The sequence below is a fragment of the Tessaracoccus luoxuelianae genome, from assembly GCF_055326245.1.
The window spans coordinates 42,604-63,177 of the sequence record NZ_JBUZNO010000001.1; the positions used below are offsets into that span (position 1 = coordinate 42,604).

Below are 20,574 nucleotides of genomic sequence, written 5' to 3' on the forward strand. Positions count from 1 at the left end.
AGGGAACATTGTGGAGGCCAGCTACGTTTGATTACCAAGAAGCACCAGAGGTGAGGAGCCCACAATGACTGAAGTAGCCATCGACCCGACGCTCACCGCTATCGATCGCTGTGATCGATGCGGTGCGCAGGCATATCTCCGCGTGTTCCTGCGCAACGGCGGCGAACTGCTGTTCTGCTCGCACCACGCGACACAGCACCGCGAGAAGCTCACCGAGGTGGCAGCCAGGATCCAGGACGAGACGGACAGACTCAGCCGGCAGTGATCCAACGCTCGATCAGGTGGCGCGCGATAGACGCCCTACCTGGCAGCGTGACAGCACCGGACTCGACGGCGGCGGCGAGGTCTCCGCGGGTGTAGTAAGCACCTTCGGCGATCTCGTCGCCGTCGACGTTGATCCGGGAATCCACCGCACGCCCCGTGAACCCCAGCATGAGGGAGCGTGGCATCGGCCATGGCTGGCTGGAGACGTACTCCAGCGTCTCGAGGACAACACCCACCTCCTCCGCGACCTCTCGGTGGCACGCCTGTTCGGCAGACTCCCCCGCTTCGATGAATCCGGCCACGATGGAGACCCGGGTGGCCTGCCACTGGCTCTGGCGGGCCAGCAGGAGCCGATCCTCGTGGTCCGTGATGGCGACGATGACGCACGGATCGATCCGCGGGAAGGCCAGGGCGCCACACGCCGGACAGATCCTCCTGGCGCCGGCGAGGTCCGGCACGGTGGGGGCGGCGCATCGCTCGCAGACGGGCGCCTGCAGATGCCAGCGGGTCAGCGCTACCGCTGCCGCCAGGGGGTGGTGCTCGGAAGGATCCACGTCCCTCCATCCCAGGGGTTCGCCGTGCAGGGAAGCCACCGGTCTGGCGAACCAGGGCCTGCCGTCGAACAGGCCGAGCAGAATGTCCTCGGGGCGGCGATCGCCCGCTCCCTCGAGCGGCTTCGGGCGGCCGCCCAGCGAGGCGACGTTTCCCTGGGCATCCACCTCAAGGACGACGGCGGCCCGCCACGATGCGTCGATATCACCCGCGACGCGCAGGCCGGGTGCCCGATCCAGGCCGGACGGCACGCTCCAGTGGTTCATCGTGGTTCCATTCCCGCCTTCAGCGCCGCATCGATGAGTGATGCGGGGGCCTCGACGAAGCGCAATTGGTCTGCCAGGACATGGTAGAACGCCGCGCCCACCCGTGCGGGGTCCAGCCCGCGTGCTTCCGCCCAGGCCTGCCGGTACACCGCCAGCTGCAGTGGATCCGCGCGACGCGTTGAGGTCTTCCAGTCCACCACCAGGTACTGGTATCCGTCGCGGTCCCACTCGTAGACGGCGTCGATCCTGCCGCGGAGCACGTGGGACCCCCGCGACATCACGAACGGCACCTCCACCCCCAGCGGTGTGAGGTGAGCGAACCGGCCGGCCTCGAACGCCGCCACCAGCCGCGTGAGCTCACCCGGCTCCGCCGTAGGTCCCCCCTCCATCTCCTCCAACGGGGCGGGCAGCTCGAAGCGATCCTGGAGCCAGGCGTGGAACCGGTCTCCCACCCGGGCCTCCTGCGACGGGGGCCTGGGCATCCGTCGCAGGAGTGAGGCGGCGAACGCGGACGGATCTGTGCGCAGCGCCATGAGGGCCGTGGCTGAGAGCCCCTCCGGCAGGACGACGCCGCGGTCGTTTCTGCGGTTGGCGAGAGCAGCCAGGTGCCGGGCGCTCTCGTCCCACGCCGCCACCCGGGCCTCCTCCTCGGCAGACAGCGTGCCGGACAGCCACGTCCAAGCCGCGCGCTCCGACTCCGTCGCGCCCACCATGCCTGCCGCCTCCCGCACCAGGTCCGAGGCCGTCCGTCGAGCGGCCACGACATCCGCGTCGAGCGCGGCCGGCCAGGCCGCCCGGGTCGGCGTCGCTGGCACGGGGTTGGTGTCGGCTCCCCGCGTGGCCACGTCGAGATAGCACTGGGCAGCATCAGCTGCCTCCCGCACTACGCTGAAGTAGGGCGACTCGCTCCGGGGCCGCACGTTGCCTGGGGTCCAGACGTGGCTGGAGGCGACGAGCAGCCGTTTGGCCCTGGTGACCGCCACGTACGCCAGCCGGTCCTCTGACAGTCGGTGGTCGGCTTTCGTGGCCTCACGGTAGGCGCTCAGCCCGTCCTTGGTGTAGTGGCCCAGCTGCGGAATGCTCGAGGCGTCGCCACGAAGGGGGGCGGGGAGGCTCTCCGCGCGGCTGGGCCAGGTTCCCGATCGGGACTCGGAGGGGAACACCTTGTCCACGAGGCCTGGAAGGAACACGGTGTCCCACTCGAGGCCCTTGGCGCGGTGAACGGTCATCAGCTTGACCGAGTCAGCCTCGGTGGGCACGGACTGCTGCAGCCCCTCCCCGAAGTCTTCTTCCGCGTCCAGGTAGGCGAGGAGACCGGTCAGGCTCCCGTCGCCGTCGACGTCCGTGTAGCTCGCCACCTCGGCGACGAACCGGGCCACCTGGCTGGTCTCGGAGCCGCCTGCGAGGAGTTCGGCCTCCAATCCCAGGGTGGCGATGACCCGGGTGACCAACTCCGCCACAGGCTCTGAAGCGTGCCGCCGCAGTTCCTCGATCTCCAGGCCGAACCTGCGCAGCCTGTCCCGCGCGGCAGCGCTGAAGGGGAGTTCCCCCGGGTCCGAGACGGCGTCGAGCAGGCAGAGCACCTCGCCGGGGTCGGCCTGCGTGACCGCGTTGGCGAGGGCGTCGTCGAGACCGCTGGGCGCGCGCGGAACGCTGGCCACCTGCCTGGCCCGTTCGCCGAGGAGCTCCAGATCCCCGAGTCCCAGCTGCCAACGCGGGCCCGCAAGCAGTGAGATGACTGCGGGGTTGGCCGTCACATCGTCCATCACCCGGAGCGTGGACACGATGGGAGCCACCTCCGGAAGTGCCAGCAGCCCGCCGAGGCCCACGATCTCGACCGGAACGTCCCGCGTCCGCAGCGCCTCGAACAGCGGCGCCAGCAGTGCGTTGCGGCGCACCAGGATGGCCTGATCCAGCCAGCTGGTGCCGGTCTCGTGGCGAGCCACCACGCTCTCGGCGATCCATTCCACCTCGTCGGCGAAGGTGTCGAAGGTGGCCGCTGCCACCATGGCGCTGGGCGCGTCTGGGGGGGCCACGAGGGAGACGCCAGCCTCGCCCGGGGCTGAGGCGAGTCCCCGCGCCAGCGCATTGCCGACGTCGAGGATCTGCTGCCCGCTGCGACGGTTGATGCTGAGGGTGTGGCGCGATGCAGGGGTACCGTCGCCGCGCCGGAACTGCATCGGGAACTCGAGGATGTTGCCCGACGCCGCCCCCCTCCACCCGTAGATGGCCTGGTAGGGATCACCGACGGCCGTGACGGGGAACCCCATGGCGTCTCCGGACGGCGGTCCGGTGAACAGCTCGCGGAGGAGGCGCGCCTGAGCCGAGGACGTGTCCTGGTATTCGTCCAGCAGAACCACCCGGAAGCGGCGGCGCAGCTCCTCGCCGACGGCTGGCACCTGGGTGACCAGCCGCACCGCCTCGCGGAGCTGGTCAGCGAACTCGACCACGCCGAGGCTCTGCTTCATAGCCTGATACTGGCCGACGAGGTGCAGCAGCTCGCGGCGCTCGGCGGTCGCGTCCAGGGCCCTGGCGACGTCACGCATGGTCCGGCCCCGGTACAGCGGTGCCTCGGCGAAGCGCTGCTCGGCTCGGGCGCACTCCTCTTCGACGTCCGCCGAAGTGACCAGGTGCGACTGCATCTCCGCGTCGAGCGCCAGGACGCGCTCCGGGATGCTGTGGTGGCTCAGCCGGCTGATGCTGTGGAAGGGGCCGGGCGCGTCGGCCACCACCCGGGTGGCCAGCCGGAATCGACTCGCCCCGGTGACCATGACGGGGTCCCTGTCGATGCCGATCCGCAGCCCGAACTCGCTCACCAGCCTGGCCGCGAACGAGTCGTAGGTCATGACCAGTTCCGCGCCCTCGCCGTCGATCCCCGTCAGGACCCCGGCCCGGTCCAGGGCGGAGGACACCCGCGCGGCCAGTTCTGCCGCCGCCTTACGCGTGAACGTCAATCCGAGAACCTCTTCCGGGCGCACCTGCCCGGTGCCCACCAACCAGACCACGCGGGCGGCCATGACGGTGGTCTTCCCGCTGCCCGCGCCGGCGATGATGACCGCAGGCTCCAGGGGTGCGGTGATGGCGTCGAGCTGCTCCTGGGAGAAGGGGATCTGCAGGGCGTCGATCAGCTGCTCCGGGGAGGAGAACGGTCGCCTGCGGAGGGGATGGATGGTCACCGCGCAACCCCCGTCCTGGGCCCCTTGGCCGGGCAGGACGCGGCGAACGCACAGTAGCGGCAGGCGTCGCACTCCACCGCGTCAAACCGGGCCTCCCGGATGATGTCCACGCCTTCCGCGATCCGATCGTGGACCCAGGTGGGTCCGGGCCCGGGCTCCACGCCGGCCAGCCGCGGTACCTCGTCGATGGAGGGTTGCGCCACCAGCGTCGGCAGGGCATCACCGCTGCGGAGGAACAACAGAGCGGGCGGAGCCACTGAGCGCTCTCCGGGCGCCAGGTCGTCGAAGGCGCCTAGCGATGCCGCAAGTTGGTAGATGCCCAGCTGGGCGTGATCCGCCACGTCCGCCTCCTTCAACACCCGCCGTCCCGTCTTCATGTCGACGACCCGCAGCCGCCCGTCCGGCTGCCTCTCCAACCTGTCCACTGTCCCGTCCAGCACAACCTCCGTGCCCGCAACTGTCAGCGGCACCCTGAACCGACGCTCGACCGCCAGGAGGGTGTTGGGATTGTGGTGGTGGTATCGCGAGAACCTCTCGATGGCCTGATCGATCTCAGAACGCTCAGTGACCGACAACCATTCCGTCTCGAAGGGGATACGCAGCCACACCTCATCCAGTTTCGCGCGCATCTGGTCAGCCGAGAGGTTGTCGGTGGCGGCATGCTTGGCCAGCAGGTGCACCACGTCTCCTACGGAGGCCCGGGACTTGCGGCCAGCCTCAGCCTTGGCCCGCCGCGAGAGGAACCAGCGGCGCGGACACTCCAGCAGGGTCTCCAGGGATGATCCTGTGATGACCACCGGGCCGCTGTGTTCGGCCGACGACGACGTAGGCCCGGCCGTCCCCCACCACTGATCGGGATCAGCCCCCGGGAAGGCCCGGCTGCCGTCCTGGGTGGCTGCCGCCGCCAGGCCCGCCAGTCTGAGGGCGGCGGCCCGGCGCAGGCCGGGCGAGGACGATTCGTCGACCGCCGCACGACGAAGGTCGCCTACGAGGGCGGAAGCTGAGAGCAGCTTGTCCGGCCTGCCGTGGATGCGCTCCACCTCGACCCCCAGCTCGGCTAGGAACCTTGACGGCCGGCCGCCCTCGCCGTCGACACCCTGGACGCCGCTGACATGCAGCGCTGAGCGGGCGCGGCTGCACGCGACGTAGAACAGCTGACGCTCATTGCCGAGCTGCGGCACCGCTCCGGGGGATGCCAGCTCCTCGGGGCCGAGCCGATCAGAATCGAGCAGGAGGCCGGCCCTGGTCAGCCTCGGCCAGAGGCCCTCCTGCACGCCGACCACCCACACCCGCTCCCAGCCCAGGCCCCGGGTGCGGTGCGCGGTGACGACGCGCACGCCCCTGCCCGCCGCGGTCAGCTCACGGCCGGTATCCGCCGGGATCTCCTGGCCCGAGATCTCACCCAGGAACGTCTGCGCGCCGGCGGCGCCACGCAGGTCCTCCTGCCTCGAGGCGAGGTCGAACAGTTCCACGATGGCGTCGAGATCCGCATTGGCGCGGCGCGAGCCCCTCAGCGCCTGCTCGCGCAGCCGGTCCGCCCACCCGGTGCCGTCCCACAGGTGCCAGAGCGCCTCCTGCACCTCCGCGCCGCCCGCCATCATCGCCGACGCTTCCGCCAACAGCGCGGCGAGGGCACGCAGCGCTTCGGCCTCCGCGGACTCGAGTCCCTCGAGGAGCAAGGGGTCAGCGAGGCTCTTCGCCAGTAGGGCCTGGGAGTGGCCGAGCTGGCGGTGCCTCGCGAGGAGCTGGCGCCCCAGCCGACGCTGCGCCACCCCGTCGAGGCCGCACAGGGGAGACGAGACCAGCAGCCGGGCCTCATCCGCCTCGGGCCCCGAGGTCCTCGCCGCGACCGTCAGCGCGAGCAGCAGGGTGGAGACGGCCGGCTGCTCGGACAACGCGATCTCGTCTCCCGAGACATCCACCGGTACCCCGAGCCGCAGCAGCTCTCTGGCGACGGCGCTCAGCTGCGTGCGCCCCGCCCGGGTCACCACGGCGAGGTCCGACCAGGCCAGCCCATCGACCGCCACGCAGTGCCGCAACTCCGCCGCGACATGGGCCAGCTCCGCCGACTCGTCATCGAAGACACGGGCGTGCGCCTCCCCCACGCCCGCCACCGGCGTGGGCGACGGGGGCGCGAGCCGAGGACCGATCCGGACGCTGAGCGCATCCAGCGCCCCGGCAACCCGGGCGGTGGCCCGATGGCCTTGCCCCAGCGTCAGCAGCCGCGCACCCGGAAGCTCCGCGATATCCGCCAGTGCGGTGGGGCTGGCGCCCCGGTAGCCGCCGATCCGTTGCCGGGGGTCCCCCACCGCCAGCAGGGGGAGACCCAGCCCCGCAAGGTCTGCCAGGAGGCCCACCTGGGCGGGGTCCGCCTCCTGGACGTCGTCGATGAGGAGGGCGTCGAACGACGCCCCGACGCCCGACGCGACACCCGGCTCGGTGAGCAGCAGGCGGGTGCGGTAGACGAGTTCGGTGTAATCCAGCGTGCCGGAGAAGTCCCCCACCGTGAGGTAGTCCTCCATGAATCGTGCCGCGGCGGCGAACGTCTCATCCCCCGCGGCGACGGCGAGCCCGGCCAGGCGCTCAGGATCCAGAGACAGCTGCCTGGCTCTGGCCAGGACCTCGCGCAGCTGACGGGCGAAGGCCCTGGTGCCCAGTGCCGCCCTGACCGACTCGGGCCACGCGTCCGGGCCCATGCCGGGGATCAGCTCGCGGATCCGCTGCTCCTGCTCCGGCGCACGGAGGAGACGCCAGGGGGCGTCCTCGTGGGGCCAGTAGCGCCGCAGGAGGCCCAACGCGAGGCCGTGGATGGTGGTGACCTGCGGGTTCACCTGAGCCGCCGTGATCTGTCGGCTGATCTCCCTGCGCAGCTGCTGCGCGGCCGAGCGTGAGTGCGACAGCACGATCAGCCGCTCGAGGCTGCCCCCCTCACGGACGCGCCGCGCCGCGGCCGCGGCCAGGAGCGTGGTCTTTCCGGTACCCGGTCCCCCGACCACAACTGTGACTCCGCGGACTGGCTCCGTGGCCGCCAACTGCTCGCCGGTGAGGATGTGCGCCTCGACGGGAGGTGGCGGAAGGACCCGAAACTGCATGGGTCCTATGCAACCAGCAACCCCCGACATTTCCACACCGCCCCGTGGCAGGCTTGGCCTCGAGCGGAGGGCAGAGGCCATGAGTGAGCGCATAGCAACCGAGATCGACGGGCTTCCACTCGCGTTGAGCAACCTGGACAAGCCGCTGTTCCCCTCCGGGTTCACCAAGGGTGAGCTGATCGCCTACTACGTGGAGATCGCGGACACGATGCTCCCCCACCTCCACGATCGCGCACTCACCCGGGTCCGGTTCCCCAACGGGACATCAGGCGAGTCGTTCTACGAGAAGAACGTCCCGCCGGGGGCCCCAGCCTGGGTCTCGTCGGTCGATGTTGCCACCTCCGCAGGCACCGTCACCTACGTCACGGCCTCCCGCCGCGCGGACCTGGCCTGGTTGGCCAACCTGGCCGCCGTCGAGCTCCACACACCCCAGTGGCGGGTCCGTGACGCCACCGGTTCACCCGATGGGATCCTGCTCAGCGGCCCGGACGAGCCGCGCTCCACGACGCTCATCGTCGATCTCGATCCAGGCCCGGGCATCACCCCCGCCGACTCGGCCAAGGGGGCGATCCTCGCCGCCACGGTGCTCGCGCAGATGGGCCTCGAGGCCTTCGCGAAGAGCTCCGGCAACAAGGGGCTCCAGCTGAGCGTTCCGATCCGGCCGACCCCCGCCTCGCACGTCCACGCCTTCGCGATGGCGCTGGCCCAGCACCTCGCGCAGCGGTATCCCCGGCAGTTCGTCGCCGTCATGAGCAAACAGGCACGGGCGGATCTCATCTTCGTCGACTACGGGCAGAACCTGGCCGCTCGCAATACCGTCACCGCCTACTCGGTGCGCGGGCTTGACTCACCGTCGGTCGCCACTCCGCTTACCTGGGAGGAGGTCGCCGCACTCAGCCCTGACGCCCCGGTCCGGGTTACTCCGGCGCAGATGCTCGAACGGGTCGCCGCCCACGGTGATCTCTGGGTGGGCACCCTCCCGACTGCGGACTCGCCGGTCCTGCCGCCCCCCGAGTTCTGACAGGATGGAGCCAGCACCCGCACCGGACGGAGGACGCATGAAGTCTGAGCCGAACCCCTCCTCCAGAGCTCACTATGTACGCGAGCCGGCCTTGTGGGTGGGCGGGTGCAGCGACACGGGGCTCAGACACCACACCAACCAGGACGCCATGTCCATGGCCGTGCGTTCCGAGCCCAGCCCCGCGGCGGTGGTGGCGGTTGCCGATGGTGTGAGCACAGCACGGGGCTCCGAGCTGGCCTCGCTCGTCGCCGCTGAGACCGCGGTAGAGGTCCTGATCAGGCGGCGTGCTGCGGGCAGCAGCGAGGCGGACGCCTTCGTCGAGGCGTTCGAGGAGGCCAACCGCGCGGTGGTCGCTGCGCACGACGACCCCTCGGCGTGCACCCTGATCGCGGCCACGGTCGAGGATGGGCTGATCACCGTCGCCAACGTCGGGGACTCCCGTGCCTACTGGCTGGGCGACGACGCCGTGGCGAGTCAGCTGTCGACGGACGACTCCCTGGCGCAGGCCCGGATCCTGCTCGGGATGACCCGGGCGGAGGCGGAGCAGTCCATCCAGGCCCACGCCATCACCAAGTGGCTGGGGCGCCAGGCCTCCGACGTGACCCCCTCGGTGGTGACGCTGCGCCCCACCTGCGGGGGATGGCTCCTTCTGTGCACCGACGGGCTGTGGAACTACGCCAGCTCACCCGAGGCGATGGCGGGGCTGGTGGCCGGGCGCACGGGGGCCGAAGGGGCGGGGTCCCTGGCTGAGGAGCTCGCGCTGTGGGCCAACAGTCAGGGCGGCAAGGACAATGTGACGGTCATCCTCGTGCGCCTGGAACCCTGAGCTTGGCAGCTCTGGCTAGAGTGGCCACTATGGAAGTCAAGATCGGCATCACCGACATCCCCCGTGAGGTCACCATCGACGCCACCGCGTCCCCGGATGAGCTGATCACACAGCTCCGTGAGGCCGTCGAGCACTCCACGCTGCTGGAGCTCACCGACGACAAGGGGCGCCGCGTGCTCATCCCGGGCCAGCGGATCGCCTACCTCGACCTGGGCTCCCCCAGCTCTGGCAGGGTGGGCTTCGGCGCGGTGTAGCCGGCCTGCGTTAGACTGAGGGCCTGCGGGCAGCAACGCTCCGCCTCCGGTGCGCCAACCGTGCCGTGAGTTCTTCCAGATTGGTTTGAGCCCTGAGCGACAACGAGACTCCGGTCGACGAGACCTTCGCCGACCTCGGCATCCACGAATCCATCACCTCGGCTCTGGCCGAGGTGGGGATCGTCCACCCCTTCGCCATCCAGACGTTGGCCATCCCCCTGGCCATCAGCGGCACGGACCTGATCGGTCAGGCCCGCACCGGAACCGGAAAGACGCTGGCTTTCGGCGTCAGCCTTCTCCACCGTATGGTCACCACGTCCGGCGGTGAGAAGCCCACGCACGGCAAGCCGCGCGCTCTTGTGGTGTGTCCCACCCGAGAGTTGGCCCTCCAGGTCGGGCGAGACCTCGACATCGCCGGGAAGCACCTGAAGATGCGGGTCCTCACCATCTACGGTGGCACCGGCTACGACGAACAGCTCGGTGCGCTGGAGTCGGGAATCGACATCGCGGTGGGCACCCCCGGCCGCCTGCTCGACCTCGCAGACCGCGGCGCACTGGACCTCAGCCGCGTGCAGGTGCTGGTCCTCGACGAGGCCGACGAGATGCTGGACCTCGGCTTCCTCCCGGACATCGAGCGCCTCCAGCGCAAGGCGCCCAAGGACCGCCAGACGATGCTGTTCTCGGCCACGATGCCCGCCCCCATCCTGACCCTGGCCCGTGCCACGCTCAACAGGCCGGTCAACATCCGCGCCGAGGGTCACGACGCGAAGATGACCGTGCCGGACATCGACCAGTACGTCTACCAGGCCCACGACCTGGACAAGCCCGAGATGGTCGGGCGCCTGCTGCAGGGCAACCAGACCACCAAGGTCATGATCTTCTGCCGAACGAAGCGCGCGGCGCAGCGGCTCACGGACGAGCTGGTGGATCGCGGGTTCGCCGCGGCAGCCATCCATGGTGACCTCAACCAGGAGGCCCGCGAGCGGTCCCTGAAGAAGTTCCGCGCCAACACCATCTCTGTACTGGTGGCCACCGATGTGGCGGCGCGCGGCATCGACATCGTGGGCGTCAGCCACGTCATCAACTACGAGTGCCCGGACACGGATGCCACCTACGTCCACCGCATCGGGCGCACCGGTCGCGCTGGGAACTCCGGTGTCGCGGTCACGTTCGTGGACTGGGCAGACCTCCACCGCTGGAAGTTGATCAACCAGTCACTCAACCTCGAGCTGGCGGAGCCTGCGGAGACCTACTCGTCGTCGCCGCACTTCTACACCGACCTCGACATCCCAGAAGGCACCAAGGGGCGGATGCCGGGCCACGTGGCGTCGCGTGCGAAGGCAGTCGACGCCCGGCACTCCCCCGCGGAGGGGCCCAAGCACCGGTCGCGGCGCTCGACGGAGCCCGCCGGCGACCACCCGGCACAGGACAAGCACGCCGAGGCTGAGCGCAAGCCCCGCCGTCGCCGTCGCCGCACGCGCGGTGGGGTCGAGGTCGCGGCCGAGACGCCCGCTGCTGAGTGAGGCTCAGTACACCATCCGCATCGCCCGATGGACCTCGCTGAGGGTCTGTTCGGCGACGTCGGTGGCGCGGCGGTTCCCGGAGGCCAGGACCTCCTCCAGATAGCCGGGGTTCCCGACCAACTCGGCCCGGCGCACGCGGATGGGTGCGAAGAAGTCGTTGACGGCCGAGGTGACGAGCTTCTTCAGCCCGCCTCCGCCACCGTCGCCGATCTCGTCGGCCACCTCGACGGGGTCGCGGTCCAGGCAGAGCGCAGCGAGGTTGACGAGGTTGGACACCTCTGGGCGGGCAACGGGATCGTAGGTGATGTGACGGTCCGAATCCGTCACGGCCCGCTTGAGGAGCCTCGCCGTCTCGTCGGCTGTCATGCCCAGCTCGATGGTGTTGCCCTTCGACTTCGACATCTTGGTGCCGTCCAGGCCGAGCACGGTCCCGGACTTGCTCAGCAGCGCCTCGGGCGCGGGGAAGACGGGACTCGCCTCGTCCACACGGCCGTACCGCTCGTCGAAGCGACGGGCGATCACCCGGGCCTGTTCCAGGTGCGGCAGCTGGTCCTTGCCCACCGGCACGAGGTTCGCCTTGCAGAAGAGGATGTCCGCGGCCTGGTGCACCGGATAGGTGAGCATGAGCCCGGACATGGGGCGGTCCCCCGTGTCGTCGAGTTCGGTCTTGACCGTGGGGTTTCGTCGTAGCTCGGCATCGGTGACCACGGAGAGGAACGGAAGCATCAGCTGATTCAGGGCGGGGATCTGGGAGTGGGTAAAGATCGTCACCCGCTCCGGGTCCAGACCGACGGCGAGGTAATCCGCGAGCAGCGAGTACACGCGCTCCCTGATCGGCCCCACCCCGTCGCGGTCCGTGATCACCTGATAATCGGCGATCACCACGAACGTCTCCACCCCGAGAGCAGCCAGGCGCACCCGGTTCTGAAGCGAGCCGAAGTAGTGCCCGATGTGCAGGTTTCCGGTGGGGCGATCTCCCGTCAGGATCCTGAAGCCGCTGGGATCCTGCGCGATCTTCTGCTCGATCTCGACGCTGCGCTGAGTCGAACGTGCCAGGGACGCCTCGGGATCGAACGTGTCATCGGGGGAGAGCGACATGGGCCTTACCTGCCTAAACGGGACGCGATGGGATGCGAGGCCCAAGAATAGCGTCCTAGACGACGCCTCCCCGTCGCCGGATGCGGGCCAGAAGATCGCGGTAGGCGGAGGGTCGGGTGAGATTGGCTCCCAGCGGGTTCCGCTTCTTCCCGAGACCGTGGTAATCGCTCGAGCCGGTGCGCACCAGTCCCACCCGGGCGCCCATCTCGAAGAGCAGGGAGCGGGTCTCCTCGTCATGGTCGGGATGCTCCACCTCGATTCCCTCCAGGCCAAGCTCCCGGGCCAGGGACTCCAGGTAGGGCGCAGGCAGCACGGTCTGCCCGCCTCGACCCCATGGATGGGCGATGACGGCCACACCTCTGGCTGCGTGCACCAGCTCGATGGCGCGCTCCAGTGGGCACGCGTATCGGTGCACGTAGCCCGGCCTGTCGTCGCCGATCCACAGCGCGAATGCCTCGTCCCGGTCAACGACGTAGCCCTTCGCCACGAGTGCGTCCGCTACGTGGGGACGGCCCAGAACGGGGGCTCCGTTGGCCGCGGTCATCACGTCATCGAGGGTGATCGCGAGCCCGGCTTCATTGAGCTTGGCCACCATGGCCGGAAGTCTGTGCGTGCGCCCGAACCGGATGCGTGCGAGCTCTGCGTTGAGCTCCCTGTCAAACGGGTCACAGCCGTAACCGAGCAGGTGGACCGAGCTGCCGTCGTGCTCGGTGGACATCTCGATCCCGCCCAGCACCTTGACCCCGATGCGCTTGCCCGCCTCCTGCGCCTCGCCGACGCCACCGAAGGTGTCGTGATCGGTGAGGGCAATGACGTCCAGCCCTGCCTCGAAGGCCTTCATCACCAGGCTGGTCGGGGTGTCCGTCCCGTCGCTGACCCGGGAATGCGTGTGCAGGTCGATCCTCATGGGGCAATCCTAGGGATCCGGGATGGCCACTAGGCTGGCGGCATGGATTTGGATTACACCCACCAGTACGCTGCCGACCCGTCCTCTGTAGTTGCCCTGATGCGCAACGAGGAGTTCATCGCTGATGTGGCCCGGCACGCCGGGGCTCTCGAGCACAACGTCTCCATCGGCCAGGAGTCCACGCGGCTGGAGATGAAGCTGCCGGTCCCGGGGAACCTTTCCAAGTTCGTGGGGCAGACGGTATCGCTGACGCAGATCTTCCGATTCCAGCCACCGGAGGTGGACGGCAGCGTCCGCGGCGTGGTGGACGTGGAGGTGCCGGGCATGCCCATCACCGTCAACGCCGCAACACTGTTGAGCCCCGAAGGCGCCGGCACGCGGGGTCACTACACGGGCGACCTGGCGGTGCGGATTCCGCTGGTGGGTAAGAAGGTTGAGGGACTCATCGAGCCGTTCATCCGTGACGCGTTCGCTGGGCTGGAGCGCCGCGCGGCCGTGTGGCTGGCACGCTGAGCGAGATCAGCTTGCGGCGGCCTCACGCCGCTTCTTCGCGGCCTCCACAGAGGCCTTGAGCGCCGCCATGAGGTCGACGACATCCCCCGACGGGGCTGAGGTGTCCGTCGAGGCCGGGGCCGGCGTGCCCGCGAGCTTCGCCTCGACCACCTCCAACAAGGCCTCGCGGTAGGAGTCCTGATAGGCCTCCGGCTCGAATGTGCCCTCCAATTGGGCGATGAGCAGCTTGGCCATCTCCATCTCCGCGTCCGAGATCTTCACCTCGGACGACGGCGCCGCGAACTCGCCGTCACGCAGTTCATCCGGCCAATACATGGTGTGCAGGAGCAGCAGATCGCCCTTGGGCCGAATCAGAGCAAGGGACTCGCGGCTGCGGAGAGCCACCTTCACCACCGCCACCTTGTTCTCCTTGGCGAGCGCCTCTCTCAGCAACACGTAGGGCTTCTGCCCGGCGGCCTCCGCCTCCAGGAAGTAGGTGCGCTGGAAGAACCCCGGGTCCACTTCGTCCTGGTCGACGAACTGGACCACCTCCACCGTCTTGAGGGTACTCAGCGGGAGATTGGCGAAGTCCTCGTCCGTCAGGACCGCGATCCTGCCATCGGCCGACTCGTAGCCCTTGGCGATGTCCGCGTAGGCCACCACTTCCCCGCACTTCTCGCAGACGCGTTGCTGACGGACCCGGCCGCCGTCGCTGGAGTGGACCTGCCGAAAAGACACGTCCTTGTCCTCGGTGGCCCCGTACAGCTTGACCGGGATGGACACCAGTCCGAAGGACACGGCGCCTTTCCAGATGGATCGTGGCATGCTCGCGACTTCCCTTCCTCAGGTTCCTCGCCGATATTCGACTCGGTCGTTCCACAGCAGCTCGTGCGATTGCAGCAACGCCTGCACCTCAGGCAGATCCCATGCCTGGTCGATGGTCAGGCCGCGTGCAATCGCGGCGGCGTCGGCAAAGTCCACCCCCTCCTCCTCGGCGAACCATGCTGTCATCGCCGACACGGGGCAGCTGCTCAGGCGCACCTCACCGTTGAAGGGGTCCTCGGCCGGCCCGATCAGGTCCGTGGTCACCTCAGCCACCACCACCAACCGCACGCCGTGGGTTGTCAGCCCCGCCAGCGAAGCCAGGATCAAGGCCGCGTACTCGGCATCCTCGGACTCCGCCTCGAGATAACCCAGCTCGGCGAGCAGCTCAGGAGTCACCGTGTAGGCGGGCCTGTTGACGACGGGCAGGTCGCCCGCGAGGACGCCCAACTCGCCTTCCGCGATCGGGATGAACACCAGCTGACGCTTCACGTGGCCAGCCTAGATGCAGGTGGCGCGTGATCGGAGTAGGTTCGACGACGACATGGTGCGCAAGATCCTTATTCTCCTCACGTGGGCCGTGCTCAGCGGCCTCTCCGCCTGCGCGGCTCCCGCCGCGGCACCGCTGACGATCGAGCTGGAGGTCACAGACCCTCCGGCCGCTACGCGTCGGGTGGACGTCCCGCTGGGTGCCGAAGTGACGCTGCGGATCACTGTTCCCTCCGAGGATCGCGCCCACGTCCACGGCTACGAGATCGAACAGGATCTGGTGGCGGGGGTCCCCACCGAGATCGTGTTCGATGCCACCATGGCGGGCACCTACGAGGTGGAGTCCCACGTCACCGACGCCATCTGGCTTGATCTGGTGGTGAAGTGATCCTGCTGCACGGGATCGCCTCCAGAGGCGACCTTCCGCTTCCGTTCGAACTCGTGCTGGGCGGGGCCGCGGTGGTCCTGATTGTGACCTTCTGGGTGGCGCTCTATGCGTGGAGGACTCCGCGCTACCGCGACCACACCGGTATCGAGTTGCCCCGGCTCACCCGGGTGGTGGATTCGCCCTGGTTCTCGCGTCCCCTTCGGATCGCGGTGGGCCTGGTGTGGCTGCTGGCCGCGATGGCGCTCACCTTCGGCGTGGACCGCATCGACAACCCCGTCTTCGGATTCGTCTACGTTCTGTTGTGGGTGGGTCTGGTTCCGATCTCTCTGATCTTCGGCGGCGTCTACCGTCGGACCAATCCGCTCCGCCTTCTGCTGAGGTTCACCGGCGCCACCGCGGCAGCCACCCCCGGTGGGGCGCAGGGGTCGCGGCTGCCGGCCGCCGGGGCGTTGATGGCCTTCCTGTACCTCGAACTCGTGCAGCCCGATGGGGCGACGCTGCCTGTGCTGCGTGGGTTCGCCGCGGCCTGGGTCGCCTGGGTCGTCGTCGGGGTGATGGTGCGCGGACAGCGGTGGATAGCCCAGGCGGATCCCTTTGAGGCCTACGCCTCCTCTGTTGCGCGGCTCTCCCCCTGGGGTCGGAACGCCAGAGGAATCCTGCTCTGGATGAATCCCCTACGGAATCTGGCTTCCTGGCGCGCACCGGCACACCTGACGGTGTTGGCCAGCGTCCTGCTGGGGGGCACCCTGTTCGACGCACTGTCGAACACCGCGTGGTGGGTGCGCGCCACTCAGGACCTGGATGTGTGGGCCTGGCCCGCTGCACTGGCGGGTCTGCTCGGCAGCGTCGGAGCGATCTACGCGTTGTTCTGGCTCGGCGCCCGGGCGTACGGCCGGGGCCGCGTGGACGCGCTTGCGCCGGGCCTGATCCCGCTGGTGGCCGGCTACGCCCTCGCCCACTACTCGACGATGCTCTACCTGGAGGGTCAGCGCACCGTGATCCGCTTCAGCGACCCGATGGGTCTCGGCTGGAACGTGTTCGGACTGGCGGAGGCCGCGCCGGGCACCGGTCTGTTCGGCTACCCCACCGTGATCGCCGTCGTGCAGGTCCTCCTCATTGTCGGGGGGCATGTGGCCGGGGTGCTGGTCACCCACGACATTGCGTTGCGCACCCATCCTGGTCGGGTCTGGGCGCATGTGCCGCTGCTGTCGATGATGGTGGCGTTCACGGTCGGCGGCCTTGTCCTGATGTTCGGCGGCGGCTGAGGCCCGTTCCCGAACCTCCCGAGGTGTTGTCCGGTTCGCCCGAGGTGTTGTCCGAGTTTCCCGAGGTGTTGTCCGCAGGAACGGAGGTGTTGTCCGCCCGCCCGTCGAGCCTGGCCCCGTCGGCAGGCCCCGGCCTAGCGTCAGGGCCATGAACTTCCCGATGCCGATCACCGTCCTCACCAGGCCTGTCCTGGTCCCCGCACCGGCTCACCAACCAGCTCCTCCGCAGGCCATGAACCTCATCCGCGTGGTGGTGGAGGCCCTGATGGGTCGCAGGCCGCTCCATCAGGTCCGTCCCCACCTGGGGCATGCTGCGTTCGAGAATCTGTCACGCTACGTGGACAGTGGCGTCTTCAAGCGCATCAAGGTGGGCCGGGTGCGCTCCCAGATGCCTACGGTCAGGGCCGTCGAGGCCACCGTCTGCGTAGATGTCAACGGCCGGTCTATCAGCTGCGTGCTTCGTCTCGACGCGAGGCGGAACTCCTGGCGGTGCACGGAACTGATCGTGCTGGCCCCCGTCGGGGTGCTGGACCAGCTGGCGGCCTAGACGTCCATATCCAGATGGAGGGGTGCCAGATCGCCCGATCCGGTGCGCCGCAGCCGAGGCATGATTGTTCAGCAGGCTCCTAGGCCCCAGGCCGTCCGTGGCACATTTTGTACTTCTTCCCAGACCCACAGGGGCAGGGCTGGTTACGGCCCACCTTGTCCGTGGCGGTGGCCGGAGCTGCGCCAGTCTGGGTGACCTCACCGGTTTCGTCCGGCGCCGAATAGGTGAGGTTGGTGTCCGAGCGCCGTTCCAGACCCTTCGCGAGCGGCGCGTCGGGCGCCGGCGTGCTCGCCCCGACTGTGGGCACCTGGACGGGCGCTCCGGTCTCATCGGTGATCAGGCCGACGCTCAGCTTCGGCTCAGCGGGACGGACCGTCACCTCCAGGTTGAACAGGAAGCCCACCACCTCTTCCATGAAGGCATCCATCATCGCGGCGAACATGTCGCCACCTTCGCGCTGATACTCCACAAGTGGGTCACGCTGGGCCATGGCCCGCAACCCGATTCCCTCGCGGAGGTAATCCATCTCGTAGAGGTGCTCACGCCACTTGCGATCCAGGACGGTCAACAACACCTGGCGCTCCAGCTCGCGCATGGTGGTTTCGCCGAGCTGCTCCTCCCGTGCCGCGTAGGCCCGCAGCGCGTCGTCGGTGAACATCTCGACCAACTCGTTCTGCTCGGGAAGCTCCTCCTCGAGCGCCTCCATCGTGATGGTGACCGGGTAGAGGGTCCGCAGCTCGGTGAGCATGGTGTCCAGGTCCCAGTCCTCCGGAATGCCGGAGGTGTGCGCGCGGACCACATCCGTGACGACGCGGCTGACGCTGTTCTTCAGCTGCTCGGAGACATCCGCCCCGTCCAGGACCCGCCGACGATCGCCGTAGATCGCGTGGCGTTGCCTGTTGAGGACATCGTCGTACTTCAGCACGTTCTTGCGCATTTCGAAGTTCTGACCCTCGACCTGCTTCTGCGCCCCCTCAATGGACCGCGACACGGATTTCATGTCGATGGGGACGTCGTCGGGCACCTTCATCATGAGCAGCGCCCGCTCCAGAAGCTCGGGGCGGAAGAGCCGCATCAGGTCGTCGCTCAGCGAGAGATAGAACCGGCTCTCCCCAGGATCACCCTGGCGGCCCGAGCGGCCACGCAACTGGTTGTCAATGCGGCGTGACTCGTGGCGCTCCGAGCCGATCACATAGAGGCCGCCGGCCTCAACCACCTCGTCGTGCTCAGACTTCACCTGCGCCTCAAGCGAGGCCAAGGTCTCGGACCACTGCGCCTCGTACTCCTCGGGCGTCTCGTGTGGGTCCAGCCCGGCCTTGCGGAGCTGCAGGTCCGCGAGAAACTCGGGGTTGCCCCCGAGCATGATGTCCGTGCCTCGGCCGGCCATGTTCGTGGAGACGGTCACCGCCGCCTTGCGTCCGGCCTCCGCGACGATCGAGGCTTCGCGCTCGTGGTGCTTGGCGTTGAGCACCTCATGAGGGACGTTGGCTCGCTTGAGCAGCCCCGAGAGCAGCTCGGATTTCGCCACGGACGCCGTGCCCAGGAGGATCGGCTGGCCCTGAGCGTGGCGTTCCACGACGTCCTTGACGATGGCCTCGTACTTGGCCTCCTCGGTGCGGTAGATCAGGTCCGGCTGATCGAGCCGGATCATGGGGCGGTTGGTGGGGATCGGGATCACCCCCAGCCCGTAGATCTTCTGGAACTCGGACTCCTCCGTCTTCGCGGTGCCCGTCATCCCGGCCAACTTGTCGTACATGCGGAAGTAGTTCTGCAGCGTGATGGTGGCCAGGGTCTGGTACTCGTCCTTGATCCGGACGCCCTCCTTGGCCTCCAGCGCCTGGTGGAGGCCCTCGTTGTAGCGTCGACCGGCGAGTGTGCGGCCGGTGTGCTCATCGACGATGAGCACCTCGTCACCGGCAAGGACGTAATCCTTGTCTCGCTTGAACAGCTCCTGGGCCTTGATGGCGTTGTTGAGGTAGGAGATCAGAGGCGTGTTGGCCGACTCGTAGAGGTTCTCGATGCCCAGCCGGTCCTCGACCTTCTCGATCCCGGGCGCCAGCACGGCGATGGTGCGCTTCTTCTCGTCGACCTCGTAGTCCACGTCGCGGCGCAGGGTCCGGACAAGCTTGGCGAAAACGGGATACCACTCATGGGTGTCCTCTGCGGGACCGGAGATGATCAGCGGGGTGCGGGCTTCGTCGACGAGGATGGAGTCCACCTCATCGACGAGTGCGAAGTGATGTCCCCGCTGCACCAGGTCCTCCCTGCGGAGCGCCATGTTGTCGCGGAGGTAATCGAACCCGAACTCGTTATTGGTACCGTAGGTGATGTCTGAGGCGTAGGCGACCCGGCGCTCCTCGGGCGTCATGGAGGCCAGGATCGCGCCCACCTCCAGCCCCAGGAAGTGGTGGATGCGCCCCATCTGTTCGGACTGGTACTTGGCCAGGTAGTCGTTGGTGGTGACGATGTGGACGCCCTTGCCGGTGAGCCCGTTGAGGTACGCGGGGAGCGTGCCGACGAGCGTCTTGCCCTCACCGGTCTTCATCTCAGCGATGTTTCCCCAGTGCAGCGCGGCGCCACCCATCAGCTGGACGTCGAAGTGGCGCTTGCCGAGTACCCGTACCGACGCCTCCCGCACGGTGGCGAACGCCTCAGGCATGATGCGGTCCAACGACTCGCCGTCCTCGATGCGGGCGCGGAAGGTGTCCGTCTCGGCACGCAACTCGGGGTCCGACATGGCTTGGAACTCCTCCTCGATGGAGTTGACCTGATCGGCCACTTTCTGCAGCTTGCGGAGCTGGGCCCCGGAGCCTATGCCGCTCAGAAAATCCATGACACCCACAGGTCGGTTCCTCTTCATCTCGAAAACACCGCGACAGCTCGCGACGGTACCGCCAGCCATCCTAACGCCCGCCACCAACGCACGGCACACGGCGGCGCCCGGACAGCTCCGGGACGCCGCCGTGGTTCGGGCCTCAGGTGAGGTTGAGGTGGATCACGCCATAGTTGTACGCCTTGCGCCGGTAGACCACCGAGGGGCGGCCGCTGTCAGCATCCTGGTAGAGGAAGAAGTCATGCCCCACCAGCTCCATCTCATCGAGGGCCTGAGCGAGGGTGAGCGGCGCCGTGCTGAACTCCTTTTCGCGAACCACGAGGGGCCCATCGCCCGTGACCACAAGCCCGGCCACCTCGCGCGTCTCGACATCGTCGGACCCGTGCCCGTTGACCTCAGCCACCGGACGGACGATCTCGGCGATGTTGCCTGCGCGGAGCCCGCGATGGGTCTTCCTGCGGTCTGCCGCCTTGCGGAGCTGGCTCATGAGCCGCTCGAGGGCCATGTCGAAGGCGGCCGTCTTGTCGTTGGAACGCGCCTCGGCACGGATCACGGGCCCACGACTGCTGCGCAGGGTCAGTTGCACGACGACGGCGTCCGAAGGATCCTTCGTGCCCTCCGAGGCGTGGAACTCGACCTCGACGCGGATCACTCGATCCTGCAATCGCTCCACGGCGGCCAAACGCTCGTTGACCAGTTCCTTCAGCTCGGGATTGATCGTGCAATGCCGACCGGTGACGACGATATCCATGCTTCCTC

At 68.5% G+C, this 20,574-nt stretch carries 18 protein-coding genes; 9 read left to right on the plus strand and 9 right to left on the minus strand.

Annotated elements, in window-relative coordinates:
• Window positions 1-64: 64 nt before the first annotated feature.
• Window positions 65-265, plus strand: a complete 201-nt coding sequence (locus ACZK39_RS00185; RefSeq protein ID WP_182782860.1) for a DUF7455 domain-containing protein — start codon at window positions 65-67, stop codon at window positions 263-265.
• Here the strand turns inward: ACZK39_RS00185 and nudC are convergent.
• The 3 genes from nudC to ACZK39_RS00200 are packed head-to-tail and all read right to left on the minus strand — an operon-like array spanning window position 252 to window position 7,350.
• Window positions 252-1,082 (minus strand): NAD(+) diphosphatase, encoded by an 831-nt coding sequence (gene nudC / locus ACZK39_RS00190; RefSeq protein WP_463612204.1) that lies wholly within the window; start codon window positions 1,080-1,082, stop codon window positions 252-254. The genes ACZK39_RS00185 and nudC overlap by 14 nt on opposite strands.
• Complete coding sequence (locus tag ACZK39_RS00195; RefSeq protein ID WP_463612205.1) at window positions 1,079-4,258, minus strand: ATP-dependent DNA helicase; 3,180 nt, start codon at window positions 4,256-4,258, stop codon at window positions 1,079-1,081. The genes nudC and ACZK39_RS00195 overlap by 4 nt, the downstream gene beginning before the upstream one ends.
• Entirely contained in the window at window positions 4,255-7,350 is a 3,096-nt protein-coding gene (locus ACZK39_RS00200; protein WP_459054340.1) for a PD-(D/E)XK nuclease family protein, read from the minus strand. The genes ACZK39_RS00195 and ACZK39_RS00200 overlap by 4 nt, the downstream gene beginning before the upstream one ends.
• A 79-nt stretch (window positions 7,351-7,429) precedes the next feature.
• On the opposite strand from ACZK39_RS00200, the gene ligD reads away from it, so the two are divergent.
• The 4 genes from ligD (at window position 7,430) to ACZK39_RS00220 (ending at window position 10,974) form a co-directional block, all read left to right on the plus strand.
• Window positions 7,430-8,371: a non-homologous end-joining DNA ligase gene (gene ligD, locus ACZK39_RS00205; RefSeq protein WP_182782864.1), complete on the plus strand. Its 942-nt coding sequence runs from the start codon at window positions 7,430-7,432 to the stop codon at window positions 8,369-8,371.
• 37 nt (window positions 8,372-8,408) lie between these two features.
• The gene (locus ACZK39_RS00210; protein WP_463612206.1) at window positions 8,409-9,197 is read left to right on the plus strand and encodes a PP2C family protein-serine/threonine phosphatase; all 789 of its coding nucleotides are present in this window, start codon (window positions 8,409-8,411) and stop codon (window positions 9,195-9,197) included.
• A gap of 29 nt (window positions 9,198-9,226) precedes the next feature.
• A complete protein-coding gene (locus tag ACZK39_RS00215) occupies window positions 9,227-9,451 on the plus strand; it encodes a DUF3107 domain-containing protein (RefSeq protein WP_182782866.1) in 225 nt (74 codons plus the stop codon).
• A gap of 92 nt (window positions 9,452-9,543) precedes the next feature.
• Window positions 9,544-10,974 carry a DEAD/DEAH box helicase gene (locus ACZK39_RS00220; protein WP_182783103.1) on the plus strand — a complete coding sequence of 477 codons (1,431 nt, stop codon included), beginning with the start codon at window positions 9,544-9,546 and terminating at the stop codon, window positions 10,972-10,974.
• A gap of 3 nt (window positions 10,975-10,977) precedes the next feature.
• On the opposite strand, the gene trpS is transcribed toward ACZK39_RS00220, so the two are convergent.
• Both trpS and ACZK39_RS00230 read right to left on the minus strand, forming a co-directional pair.
• The gene (gene trpS / locus ACZK39_RS00225; RefSeq protein WP_463612207.1) at window positions 10,978-12,072 is read right to left on the minus strand and encodes a tryptophan--tRNA ligase; all 1,095 of its coding nucleotides are present in this window, start codon (window positions 12,070-12,072) and stop codon (window positions 10,978-10,980) included.
• A 55-nt stretch (window positions 12,073-12,127) separates the two neighbouring features.
• Window positions 12,128-12,979, minus strand: coding sequence for a PHP domain-containing protein (locus tag ACZK39_RS00230; RefSeq protein ID WP_182782868.1), 852 nt, complete (start codon window positions 12,977-12,979; stop codon window positions 12,128-12,130).
• Window positions 12,980-13,021: 42 nt separating this feature from the next.
• Between ACZK39_RS00230 and ACZK39_RS00235 the strand changes: the two genes are divergently transcribed.
• On the plus strand, window positions 13,022-13,492 hold the full coding sequence (locus ACZK39_RS00235; RefSeq protein ID WP_182799728.1) for a DUF2505 domain-containing protein: 471 nt from the start codon (window positions 13,022-13,024) through the stop codon (window positions 13,490-13,492).
• A 6-nt stretch (window positions 13,493-13,498) separates the two neighbouring features.
• Here ACZK39_RS00235 and ku read toward each other — a convergent pair whose 3' ends face one another.
• Window positions 13,499-14,296 carry a non-homologous end joining protein Ku gene (gene ku, locus ACZK39_RS00240; RefSeq protein WP_182799727.1) on the minus strand — a complete coding sequence of 266 codons (798 nt, stop codon included), beginning with the start codon at window positions 14,294-14,296 and terminating at the stop codon, window positions 13,499-13,501.
• 18 nt (window positions 14,297-14,314) lie between these two features.
• Window positions 14,315-14,785 (minus strand): DUF6912 family protein, encoded by a 471-nt coding sequence (locus ACZK39_RS00245; protein WP_463612208.1) that lies wholly within the window; start codon window positions 14,783-14,785, stop codon window positions 14,315-14,317.
• A gap of 19 nt (window positions 14,786-14,804) precedes the next feature.
• Here ACZK39_RS00245 and ACZK39_RS00250 point away from each other — a divergent pair, with 19 nt between their 5' ends.
• From ACZK39_RS00250 to ACZK39_RS00260, 3 genes are all read left to right on the plus strand, one after another.
• Complete coding sequence (locus tag ACZK39_RS00250) at window positions 14,805-15,170, plus strand: cupredoxin domain-containing protein (protein WP_463612209.1); 366 nt, start codon at window positions 14,805-14,807, stop codon at window positions 15,168-15,170.
• Window positions 15,167-16,435 carry a hypothetical protein gene (locus ACZK39_RS00255; RefSeq protein WP_182799726.1) on the plus strand — a complete coding sequence of 423 codons (1,269 nt, stop codon included), beginning with the start codon at window positions 15,167-15,169 and terminating at the stop codon, window positions 16,433-16,435. The genes ACZK39_RS00250 and ACZK39_RS00255 overlap by 4 nt, the downstream gene beginning before the upstream one ends.
• A gap of 148 nt (window positions 16,436-16,583) precedes the next feature.
• Window positions 16,584-16,982: an Rv3235 family protein gene (locus ACZK39_RS00260; protein WP_459054334.1), complete on the plus strand. Its 399-nt coding sequence runs from the start codon at window positions 16,584-16,586 to the stop codon at window positions 16,980-16,982.
• A 79-nt stretch (window positions 16,983-17,061) separates the two neighbouring features.
• Here the strand turns inward: ACZK39_RS00260 and secA are convergent, their stop codons facing one another.
• Together secA and hpf are read right to left on the minus strand one after the other, a co-directional pair.
• Window positions 17,062-19,824, minus strand: a complete 2,763-nt coding sequence (gene secA / locus ACZK39_RS00265) for a preprotein translocase subunit SecA (protein WP_463612210.1) — start codon at window positions 19,822-19,824, stop codon at window positions 17,062-17,064.
• A gap of 133 nt (window positions 19,825-19,957) precedes the next feature.
• Window positions 19,958-20,566 (minus strand): ribosome hibernation-promoting factor, HPF/YfiA family, encoded by a 609-nt coding sequence (hpf, locus tag ACZK39_RS00270; protein WP_182782876.1) that lies wholly within the window; start codon window positions 20,564-20,566, stop codon window positions 19,958-19,960.
• Between the last annotated feature and the right edge of the window lie 8 nt (window positions 20,567-20,574).

Excerpts from the sequence above, each read along its gene's own strand:
- hpf (WP_182782876.1), bottom strand. The coding sequence starts at position 20,566 with ATGGATATCGTCGTCACCGGTCGGCATTGCACGATCAATCCCGAGCTG.
- ku (WP_182799727.1), bottom strand. The coding sequence starts at position 14,296 with ATGCCACGATCCATCTGGAAAGGCGCCGTGTCCTTCGGACTGGTGTCC.
- ACZK39_RS00230 (WP_182782868.1), bottom strand. The coding sequence starts at position 12,979 with ATGAGGATCGACCTGCACACGCATTCCCGGGTCAGCGACGGGACGGAC.
- ACZK39_RS00235 (WP_182799728.1), top strand. The coding sequence starts at position 13,022 with ATGGATTTGGATTACACCCACCAGTACGCTGCCGACCCGTCCTCTGTA.
- ACZK39_RS00200 (WP_459054340.1), bottom strand. The coding sequence starts at position 7,350 with ATGCAGTTTCGGGTCCTTCCGCCACCTCCCGTCGAGGCGCACATCCTC.
- ACZK39_RS00215 (WP_182782866.1), top strand. The coding sequence starts at position 9,227 with ATGGAAGTCAAGATCGGCATCACCGACATCCCCCGTGAGGTCACCATC.
- nudC (WP_463612204.1), bottom strand. The coding sequence starts at position 1,082 with ATGAACCACTGGAGCGTGCCGTCCGGCCTGGATCGGGCACCCGGCCTG.
- trpS (WP_463612207.1), bottom strand. The coding sequence starts at position 12,072 with ATGTCGCTCTCCCCCGATGACACGTTCGATCCCGAGGCGTCCCTGGCA.
- ACZK39_RS00260 (WP_459054334.1), top strand. The coding sequence starts at position 16,584 with ATGAACTTCCCGATGCCGATCACCGTCCTCACCAGGCCTGTCCTGGTC.
- ligD (WP_182782864.1), top strand. The coding sequence starts at position 7,430 with ATGAGTGAGCGCATAGCAACCGAGATCGACGGGCTTCCACTCGCGTTG.
- ACZK39_RS00210 (WP_463612206.1), top strand. The coding sequence starts at position 8,409 with ATGAAGTCTGAGCCGAACCCCTCCTCCAGAGCTCACTATGTACGCGAG.
- ACZK39_RS00185 (WP_182782860.1), top strand. The coding sequence starts at position 65 with ATGACTGAAGTAGCCATCGACCCGACGCTCACCGCTATCGATCGCTGT.